Annotated in this window: 9 protein-coding genes; 2 read left to right on the top strand and 7 right to left on the bottom strand. The window is 60.6% G+C overall.

The genetic code is table 11. From position 1 onward, the window contains the following. On the top strand, positions 1-443 hold a 443-nt coding region (locus EOD15_RS20465), incomplete at its 5' end, for an NAD-dependent epimerase/dehydratase family protein (protein WP_127408770.1). Between the two features lie 181 nt (positions 444-624). Here EOD15_RS20465 and EOD15_RS20460 read toward each other — a convergent pair. From EOD15_RS20460 to EOD15_RS20425, 7 genes are all read right to left on the bottom strand, one after another. Beyond that, on the bottom strand, positions 625-1137 hold the full coding sequence (locus EOD15_RS20460; protein ID WP_127318162.1) for an OmpA family protein: 513 nt from the start codon (positions 1135-1137) through the stop codon (positions 625-627). A gap of 10 nt (positions 1138-1147) precedes the next feature. Further along, positions 1148-1807 carry a L,D-transpeptidase gene (locus EOD15_RS20455; protein WP_127318180.1) on the bottom strand — a complete coding sequence of 220 codons (660 nt, stop codon included), beginning with the start codon at positions 1805-1807 and terminating at the stop codon, positions 1148-1150. A gap of 172 nt (positions 1808-1979) precedes the next feature. Beyond that, a complete protein-coding gene (locus EOD15_RS20450; protein ID WP_127318164.1) occupies positions 1980-2483 on the bottom strand; it encodes a hypothetical protein in 504 nt (167 codons plus the stop codon). Between the two features lie 631 nt (positions 2484-3114). Continuing rightward, entirely contained in the window at positions 3115-5076 is a 1962-nt protein-coding gene (locus EOD15_RS20440; protein WP_164761558.1) for an adenylate/guanylate cyclase domain-containing protein, read from the bottom strand. Positions 5077-5163: 87 nt separating this feature from the next. Beyond that, the gene (locus tag EOD15_RS20435) at positions 5164-5967 is read right to left on the bottom strand and encodes a FecR domain-containing protein (protein ID WP_127318168.1); all 804 of its coding nucleotides are present in this window, start codon (positions 5965-5967) and stop codon (positions 5164-5166) included. Positions 5968-5978: 11 nt separating this feature from the next. After that, on the bottom strand, positions 5979-7193 hold the full coding sequence (locus EOD15_RS20430) for a tetratricopeptide repeat protein (protein ID WP_164761560.1): 1215 nt from the start codon (positions 7191-7193) through the stop codon (positions 5979-5981). 529 nt (positions 7194-7722) lie between these two features. Then, the gene (locus EOD15_RS20425) at positions 7723-8910 is read right to left on the bottom strand and encodes a magnesium transporter (protein ID WP_127318172.1); all 1188 of its coding nucleotides are present in this window, start codon (positions 8908-8910) and stop codon (positions 7723-7725) included. Positions 8911-9723: 813 nt separating this feature from the next. Here EOD15_RS20425 and EOD15_RS20420 point away from each other — a divergent pair. Then, positions 9724-10133, top strand: a 410-nt coding sequence (locus tag EOD15_RS20420) for a Rieske (2Fe-2S) protein (protein ID WP_210212198.1), incomplete at its 3' end; no start/stop codon positions are given.

Below are 10133 nucleotides of genomic sequence, written 5' to 3'. Positions count from 1 at the left end.
CAGCACATGAAGCGAAGGTTAAACGGCTGGTGATCACATCGTCATTCGTTACCATGAGTTACGCTCGCGAAATGGACACCGCTGAACTCACTGAGGCCGATTGGAGTGACTTGAGCATTCCCACTCTTACCGCCTACGTCAGATCGAAGACGTTAGCCGAAAAAGATGCCTGGGATTTTGTGAGGCGAAAAGGTGGGCCAGAGCTTACAGCAGTAAACCCGACGGTGATATTGGGGCCGGTCATGTGCCCCGACTATTCTCCGTCAATTTCACTCATCCAAGGTATGCTGGACGGAAATCTGCCGTTAGCTCCGAAGCTTTCCTACGGGATCGTGGACGTCCGCGACGTCGCCGATCTACACATTCGCGCTATGACCGATCCTGCAGCAAATGGCGAGCGGTTCGTTGCAATAGCGGGTGAAACAATGAGCATATACGAATAGCCCGGGTGCTCAGGTCGCGGCTGGGTGCTCATGGAGCAAAAGCGCCGCGATTTGAGATGCCAAACTGGGCGATGCGACTTCTCGCTTTGGTCAGTCCTGCGGCAAGTGCTATCGCCGGCATGTCTGCTTTACGGGGACAAAGCTGCCTACGGCCTCCGATGACAAGCAAAACTGCTGCCACCTACGACTCGTCCCTCTCATCGCGCAAATTAGACACAACGCGGCGGTTCTGCGACCTGCAGGCGGCGTCGGGGCAGTCGCGGACGAGCCTGTCCTTGCCGTAGCCCTTGGCCCACATGCGGTTGCGGTCTATGCCGCCGGCGGCGAGGTAGTCCATCACCGCATCGGCGCGCTGCTGCGACAGCGCCGTTTCACTTGCGCCGGGATCGTCGGCGAAACCCTGCAGCTTGAGCAGCCAGCGCGGATGCTTTGCTAACCAGGCGATCTGGGTGTCGAGGGTGGCCTTGGCGACAGAATCGAGCGCAACCGAACCTTGTGTGAAATAGGTGCGGCGGCCGACATTGAGGATAAAATCCTCCTCGCTGCCCGGCTGCACGTTCTGGAAGCCGGCAATCTCGGCGTTGGTGACGTCTGGCGTGAAAGGGGCCAGCGTGTTGCTGGTCGAGCAGGATGCGACAAACACCAGCAGGCTGGCAGCGAGCAGCCGGCGCGTGTTTTCAATCGTGCGGTTCATCAGGCGCCAATCATTCGACAGTTGTGGAAGCGGGCGCCTGGTCGGCGATGTGCGGCAGCACCTCCACCGCGGTGCCGATCGGGCACCGCTGGTAGAGGTCGATGATGTCTTCCGGGAACATGCGGATGCAGCCGCTGGAAGCGTCGGTGCCGATGCTCCATGGCTCCAGGGTGCCATGCAGGCGGTAGCCGATGTCGGCCCCGTCGCGGTACAGATAGAGCGCGCGCGGCCCGAGCGGATTGTTGGACGCGCCGCCTGCGACCATCGGCGGTAGGTCCGGCTTGCGCTTACGCATTTCGGGGGGCGGGACCCATCGCGGCCACAGCGCGCGGCGGTCGATCGTCGCGCGGCCGTACCATTTGAAGCCGTCCTTGCCTACGCCGACGCCGTAGCGGATGGCGGTCTTGTTTTCCATGATGAGGTAGAGGAAGTGGTGGCGGGTATCGACCACGACGGTGCCGACCGGCTCGCTGCTGAAATACTTCACGATCTGGCGATGCCATCGCTTGTCGATCTTGGCGAAGTTGGTCTTGCGATAGACAAAATTGTTGTCGCTGGCGTCACCGGCGAAAAAGGATTTTGCCTTCGCGGCTAGAACAATATTGCCGGTTGCACCGACCACGACCAGCGCCAGGCCGGCGATGACGACTCCCCTGCGTGATAAAACCATCGGCAATCCCCCATGCCTTAAGTCTGGCAGACCATAGTTGAGAATGATTTCGCCTCAAAGTGGAAAATGCTGCAGCGGGCCGGATGCGACTCGAAGCCGGACCTTCGATACGCCTCGGATTCACGGGCCGAAGCCAATCCTTGCGACTTCGAGCCTCGAACCTGCCACGCATTCAGAAGCCGTATAAAGCGATGGCGATTCCGAAGACGATGACGACCAAAATGCCGATGAAGGTCGGTGCGGTTACGATGAAAGCTGCCGGGACCAGGTATAGGTTGCGCCAAGCTAGCGTTGCCGTAACGATCGCGATGATGGGGGAGACCACGAAATAGACCGGGGTACCCCAGTCGTCACCGCCAAAATCGAGCCCTTGCTCAGCGACCGAAGGCAGCATCGAAAACCAGCCCAGCATGATGCTGCCGGCTAACGCCAAGTTAGTGCCGCGAAGATCGCCTCGAACAGCCAGCACAAAGGCCGCCATGGCCGCAATCGTCTGGAGCCCGCCTGTCATGGCCGCTGTCCATCCGGCAATCCCGGAGCCCGGGTTTGACACGCCCATGAACACATAGGCTACCAACGACAGACCCAGATACGCCTGCAGCGCCGCCGTTAGAAAGAGAAGCGGCCATACTGCCTTTTCCGCCGCTGATTTGTCTTGCTGCTCCCCGCTTGCCATATTCTGGTCTCCAAATTCTGGGGCTGCCTCGCCTATCCTGCGGCCTGGTCGGAGCCTGTCTGAAGAAGCGGCTCTCTGCGGGGAGTTGTCACCCGGAGGAGGCGTTTTGCAACCTCACTCCCACGCGAGTCTGGTTCACAGCGCCACGGCGTCTTCAGCAACTATGTCCACATATGGGATCGCAGGAGTTCGCCTCAACGACCGAAACAAAGGCGCTTAGCATACGCGGCTCCACTCGGAAATGGAGCCGCATCTGTAGGTTTCCGTAGCCTCAGCAGTTCCAGGGCATCTTCTACCGCGTCGCTCCAGCCATGCGAGAAGGCTGGAGCGTGCGTCGCTCATCAACTCGAACTGAACAGGTCGGCCGGTGTTCTGTTGGACCGCTGCGCGCCGGCAGACGGTTGATGAGCGTGGGGCCGCAACTAGAATGGCAGCTTTCAGGAATAGATGGACTACTTTCAGCTCCGGTATTTTGCGGCCGCCCAAATTGGCCTAATCCTGCAGGCGTGCGAGACGACCGCCGTCAAAAACAACGACTGCGCAGGCCGGATGCCGCCTGATGGCACCTAGGCCTCCCCAGCGGTCTTAGTTCACGATGCAGGACGGCACCACTGCGATCGGCTGAATCCGGTCAGCGTGTGCTTCGGGTTCGGGGCGCAACATCAGGCGGTGTCATTTGCACGGATGGCGGCGAACCAACCACCGCGCCAGGGGCGCCAGATTGCTGGATCTCTACTTCGCGGCTCACACCTTGGTGAGCAGCTTGCATCTCCGGAACAGTGAAAACCGGCACCTCGCCCTTGAAACCCTGGAGCTCAAAGGCGCCCGCCTGGACGACCGGCATCGATGCTCCTGCCGCAAAGCCGGGTCCGAGCACCAGGGGGATGCCCAGCTTCTTGGTCGTGGACTCGAGACGTGCCACGCGGTTCACCGGGGAGCCGATTGCGGTGTAATCGAAGCGTCGTTCGGAGCCGAAATTGCCTACCGAGCAGATGCCGGTCTCGATGGCGACGCCGATTTCGATCGAGCGATGGCCATCCGCAGTGAAGGCGGCATCTTCGCGCTTCACCCGCTCGATCAGGGCAAGACCCGCGTCGAGCGCACGCTCGCGATGATCGGGTTGATCAAGCGGCGCGTTCCAGAAGGCCAGCACCGCATCGCCCATGAACTTGTCGATGGTGCCGTCGCGCTTGAGTATCTCATCGGTCGCAATACCAAGGAAATGGTTGACTACCTTGGCGATCTCATGGGTATCGAGCTGTTCGCTCATCGTCGTGAAGCCGCGTATGTCGCTGATCAGGATTGTGATCTCGCGCTTCTCGCCAGACAGGATTGCCTCGGTGTCCGAGCTTGCGAGGCGCTGCACCACGGAGGGCGACAGATATTGGGAGAACTGTCGCGCCAAGGTGGACCGGCGCTGCTCGCTGCGCCTGTAGAGGACATAGCCTTCGAAGCCCGCAACCATGATCGTTGCAAGCGCCGGCTGCAGCGGGTCATAGAGTGCACCCTGCATGCTGTACTCGAGAGCGCCGAACACAAACGGCGTGACGACCAGCAGCGCCAGTGCGAGGGCGCCAAGCACGACACGCCCGGCGAGCACTCCGGACAGCCCGATGAAAACGACGGCACTGAGGAGAAACCAGAGCCGCTCAAGCATACGCGCGTGCGTTGGCTCGGCCAGGTAGCGCCCGGCAAGCATCTGGCCAACCGCATCGGCGTGGATGTCCGCTCCTGATCGTGCTGGACTCCTTGGCGTGGGCAGGTACTGCGTCAGTCCCACAGCCGACAGGTCGACAATGGCGATGGCGTCGCGCAGCCGCGGATCGCCATGGCCCGAGAGGATAGTGCTGGCAGACAGGCGGGGCGCATCGGTGGCGGTTTGCCAGAGGCGGATGCTCCCCTCCGGCTCGAGCGGCACAATGGCGCCGGCCATCCTGAGTGCGTCGAACCCGGCTGCATTCATCCGGGCTATGTACCCGTCCTGTCCAGCGTAAAGGCGCAGGAGCTCGAGTGCGAAGGACGGCCACAACTGCACGCCTTGAGCGGTGTTGCGAAGCCAGAGCAGCGGCACATGGCGCAGTACGCCGTCGGGATCAGGCAAGGTGCGAATCACGCCGAGGCCCGCGGCAGTGTTCGAGAATTCGGCAAGCGAGCCGGTCAAGCCGGTGAAGCCGGGAAGTGTATCGGGTACTTGCCCGACGATCGACCAGCCGGCTTTGGGTTCTGCTTCGGAAACTGTCGCCTCATTGCCTAGGCTGACGGCAAGAGCCGTTCGATTTTTGGCCAGCGCCGCTGCTAAGTGCTTGTCTCCGGCGATGCCCTCAGGCGAGTTGTCGGCCTCGGGGAGTACCAGCGCAAGCCCGACCACCGCCGCGCCGGATTCGGTGATGCCATCGACCAGATCGGCCAAGAGGCCACGGTTCCAGGGCCATCGCCCATGTGCCTTGAGGCTGGCGTCATCTATCGAGACGATCACGACAGGATTGCTCGTCGTCTGGCGTGGGGCGAGAAACTGGTAGAAGTCGTACGTCCGCTCACGCAGACGCGACAACGGTGCGTCAAAAGCCAAATGGCAAGCGAGCAGCAGGAGCACGACCACAAGGCCGGATATTTTGCGCCTGCCAGCTTGCCGCCAATCAGCCCAGGGACTACCGACCAAGCGGCTCATCGTGGGGCCAGTCTAATCGCAGTAGTAACAGCAACGCTCACCCTCACACTCGCCCCTCCGCCCCCCGCTGCCCGCAGGTGGCATTGGGCTGTCAGGGAATTCCAAGACCACTCCTGGCAATGCGCCGTCCGTGGACCCGCAGACTTCGAGCGAGCCGCCGAGTGCCGATGCACAAATTGCGCTTACGTCCAACCCAGGACCCGGTGCCCCTGGCAGGCCGGTGCCCGCTATCCGGTCAATACTGTCCAATATCGGGAAGGTGTCGATGCCACCGTAGCCGGTCAGCAGCTTGCCATCTGCCGACGTGCAGGCGTAGCCCGGGTTTGTGATGACCAGCCGTTTGCCATTGATCGTGCAGGTCATGCGGCCGGCGCGCAATATGCCGACAGTCTGGCCGGTTGCCACCAGCACTTCGATGATGCCGCCTCTCGCCCCGAGCACCATGTGCGGCGTCGCAACCTGCATGACGCCCCCTTTAGAAACTTGGCCGCCATAAAAACGTGCCAGGCCGCTGTTCATCCCGATATCGATCTTTCCGGAACCGGAGCCCGGATTGTAGACGAATTCATCGATTGTCAGGCTGGTGTTCGGACCAATCTTGGCGCTCGATTCATCCCGGAACACCAGCATTCCAAGACCGGTGGGGTCACTGCGCAACTGGTCGCCGAGTTCGACGCCAGCACCAACGTTCATTGTCCCACCGTTGTTGCGGACGATGTTGGTCTGATAGGCTGTCATCGACCCGACTGTCTCAGCGGCGGATGGTACCGTGAAAGCAAGGCAGGCGATAAAAAGAGCGATCTGACGGTACCTCATCGAGGCCTCTTTCAATTGAGCGTCAACGTATAGCTCATGAGCATTTCGAACGATTTTCGGTCGCGGTTGGCGATGGCGAAAGTGGTTTCTCGATAGGCGAGATCAACGCTGATCTTCTGGGCTTCAGTCAGCTGAAAATCGCTTTCCGAGGCAATGCGCCAGAAGTCGCTCTTAATATTTGTGCCGATGCCGACCGAGAGATCGGGAATGTCGCTGTGGCCGGCCGAGAAGGCGATCTGGTGTGACCATGCGAAAAGATCCGGTACGTTCATCAACAGGCCGCCATAGCGGACCTCGCCTGAGTAGCTGCGGCCGATTTCTCCAGATCCGGAAGCGAAGTCGTTCGAGCCGACAAAGCGCAGTCCGAGCGCCCGGCCATTGCGGAAGCGGTAGCTGCCGCCTGCCTCATAGAAGACCCTGCTGTCGGCGAAAATGCCTTGCGAGGCGCTTAGATCGATGTAGCCGCCACCGGCGAAGAGCGTCGTTTCGACCGTCGGTCGAACGAGGAAACGTCCACCAAGGCCAATGCCGGTTTCCTGAATATCGCTGTCGAAACGGTCTGTAACGGTAAACGCGGAGAGCAGCAGGCGAAGCGAATCGATCCCACTATTGGGCAGCCCCTTGTCCCAGGTAATCGCTGCGTTGCCGTGGACAAAAGTCTTATCGCTACCCGGAACCGACAGGTCTTCCGTGAAAAAACGCTCTGTCGCCGTCAACGACCCTGAAAGCACCAGCGCGTCGGCACTTGGCGTGCCGAGGTCCCACCGGACAAAGCCTTCCGCCCGCCCGTAGGGCGAGACGAAGCTTTCCTCGTCCTGCGCCCCGCCCGGCGCAAAATTGGTGAATGCGCTGAATACGCCGCCGGTCAGGGCGAGTTCCCAGGTGACGCCACGCAACGCACGATCGATCCGGCCGAGGAGGCGAACAGCTTCCTGCTGCTCACCCGCGGTCAGACCGCCGACTTCGATGCCGTACTGCACCTGCCGCCGGGCCAATTCATAGGAGCCGACATGATAGTACAACCGGCTGGCGGCAAGCCGGGCGCGCGCATCGCGGGGGTATTGGATCAGATACTGCTCGATTGAGGAGATCGCCTGATCGTATTGGCCCGCGTTGACCGCAACCGTGACGAATTGGGCGAGCGTTCCATTGTCGGCCGGACTGGCGATGCGGGCCGAAAACGCATCGTCATAGGCCGTAAAAAGACCTTGTGCGCCGGCCGGCAATACCCCGCTAAAAAGCAGCGCTGCGGCGAAGCCGAAAATCGTGCGAGACGAAGATTGCATGCCGAGAACCCACCCCGACCGGACTAGTGCGAAGGAATCGCATGACTACAAGAAAAAAGGCGACTGAACTGCCACCAGATCATGCGAGCCTCAGCAGCTGTTGCAGCTGCGCAACAAGCTAACAGGCTTATTCCTATTTTTGGCTGCGCTGGTCGCAAAAACGTCTGCTTGGAGTTGCTGGACGTAATTGAAGGATTCGGCACTAGTAGCAAACAACCAGATCCTGAGTGGCGGATCGCAAACCGACGAGGTTAATATTGCTTGCGCGATTCTGCGCGTGTTCTGGTCACTGAATAGGCTTCAAGGTCATCCACGGCCTATCCAAAGGTCTTCCGGCGCGTTGCGCAAGGGGTCAGAGAGCTGCCGGAGGGTGCTTCTCACGATGCGTGCGCGATGCGGCCTGGCTCTCGCAATTCGCTGAACGCGACGAGATCAGCTTGTTGCCCCAATTTCCCAGGAACGTACCTCGCTACAGCACGAGTATGGTGGCCAGCCCCAGCATCAGGCCCATGCCTACAATATCGGTCAAGGTGGTGAGGAAGATCGCCGAAGCGACCGCCGGGTCGGCGCCGACCCGGCGCAGGCCCAACGGGATCAGCACGCCGGAGATTCCAGACATGAGGCACGATCCGGACATAGCAAGCAGGATCACAAGTGCTAACATGGGCGCTTGGGCGGCCGACTCCGGTTGCCTCGAGGCGTAGAACCACATCGCCGCAGCCGCAAGAAGGCCGACAAGCAAGCCGTTGGCGATCCCGAGCGCGCCCTCTCTCACCACCAAGTGCAGCTTCGGTCGTTTGTCCACATCCCCCAGCGCAAGGCCACGCAGCGTCATAGCCAGTGCTTGGCAGCCCGTGTTTCCGCTCTGCCCGGCCAAGACCGGGAGGAATGCCGCCAGGGTGACGATCTTCTCGATGGTTCCTGTGAACGAACTGACCACGAATGCGGCCATGAAGGCCGTCAGGAGGTTCAACTGCAGCCACGGATGACGCTTCAAGAAGGCTGAAAACAGCGGCGTGAAAGAGCGCTCCTCCTTCTGGACACCTACCATCTGGCCAGACTGAGCGGAAATCTCAATGACTTGCTGCTCGAACAAGCGCCAGCCGCGAACCTGCCCGAGCAGCCGGTTCTCCGCGTCCACCACCGGATAGACAGGGTAGTGACGCCGTACCGCTGCCTTGCAGGCGTTGCTCAAAGAGAGACCGACATGAAGAGCGAACGGCTTGGGCAGCATGATCTGGTCGACAATGGCGTCCGGTTCGCTCAGCATCAGATCGCGCAGGACCACCAGGCCAACCAGTTTACTGCCCTCGTCCGTGACGTAGAGATAAGTGAGTTCGGTCGGCACCTGGGCGCGTCTGACAGCTTCCACCGAGGCAGCAACCGTCGTCCCGACAGGAACGCTGGCGGAAATCGGGTCCATTACCTCGACAAGCGACTCGGGGATCGCGAAATCCTCGCCATCGTCAGGGGGCCTGATGGGCCGCATATGCGATGGCAAATGCTCGGCCACCTTGCGGGCGTGCCCCTCTGGCAACAGCTCTAGTGTGTCGCGGATGAACTCGGGAGACTCTCTGGCCAGCAATTCAGCTGCGTCGTCGGGTGCTCGGGCACGCAGTGTGCGCACCAACTTCTGAACGCCGGTCTCATCTTTCATTCGCTATAACCCCCAGTTGAAGGTCACATAATATGTTAAGTACCGGATCGCACCAGTGTGGAAATACCCAGCTTCTTCCTGCCCCAGCAGTCCGCCTTGGCTCTCGAAGTTACTGCGGCCTAAAACGAGTTGACATACGCCGCCTGACGCAAGCGTCGACCCGGCAGACGCCATCTCACCTGGGTGATCCGGACCGGTCCGGAATTCCTGCCTGAGCGATCAATGGCCGTCCTGGGAAATGCATGTGGGCAATGGCGGGTTGGAGAGTCTGATATCGTTGCGCATCGAGAGCTATGGCGCGGTCACTGTGATGTCTGCTTCTTGGAAGCGGCTGCTAATATCTCAATGACCGAGACGAAGCGCAAAGACGCCATTCGCAAAAGTCTGGTCAGACTGAATGTCTGAGATACGCTTAAGCCAACATCAGGATTCGGCGTGCCGAACGCTCGGCGGTAAGCTGCCGTTCTAGCTCGGCGTCCTCGGGCAAAGTTTCTCTCGTCAGCTCACGACTCCATCCCCCGTCGTTCGCGAGCGAACGGCACTATTCTGATACCCGCCGTCCACCAGGCGGGACGACGAACTGGGCTCGAAGTCGACCTGGGACCTGTGCTGCGGTTAAGCATCCCACGTGATGATCGCGGTCGACAACTAGGTCGGCGAATTGGAAACGACCGCCACTCCAGCAAATCTGCTTTAGAGCAAAATTGCACGCCGGCTTACAGGCTGTGCGCAGCAGAGCCAATTCTCTTGCGATGCCGCCCCGCTTACGACAGGATTGCCGCAACTGGAGGTTAGCCTATGACGCCAGACCCCTTGCGGCCCGACCAGCTGCCACTCGACACTCCGCCTGTGCAATACCTGAACCTGGACCCGTCGCTTTATGTACGCGATGATATCTGGCAGCAGGAACGGTGCAGCATCTTCGCGCACACCTGGCAGTTCATGGGGCCTGTCGCCTCGGTCGCGACGTCCGGTCAATACCTTGCCATCGACATCGCCGGCACGCCGATCTTCGCCATCCGGGGCCGGGACGGGACCTTGCGCGGATTTAAGAACGTCTGCCGCCACCGGGGGGCGAAACTTCTGGCCGATGGCGCGGGCAAATGTGGGCTGATCGTTTGCCCCTATCACAAATGGTCCTTTGCCGACACCGGACGGCTGGTGCAGGCCCCATGGTATGGCAAGGATCCCGCGATCATCGCCGAAGACTGGCCGCTGGAGAC

Source organism: Mesorhizobium sp. M7A.T.Ca.US.000.02.2.1 (assembly GCF_003996995.1).
Taxonomy (GTDB): Bacteria; Pseudomonadota; Alphaproteobacteria; order Rhizobiales; family Rhizobiaceae; genus Mesorhizobium.
This window is presented reverse-complemented; position numbering and strand designations above follow the sequence as displayed.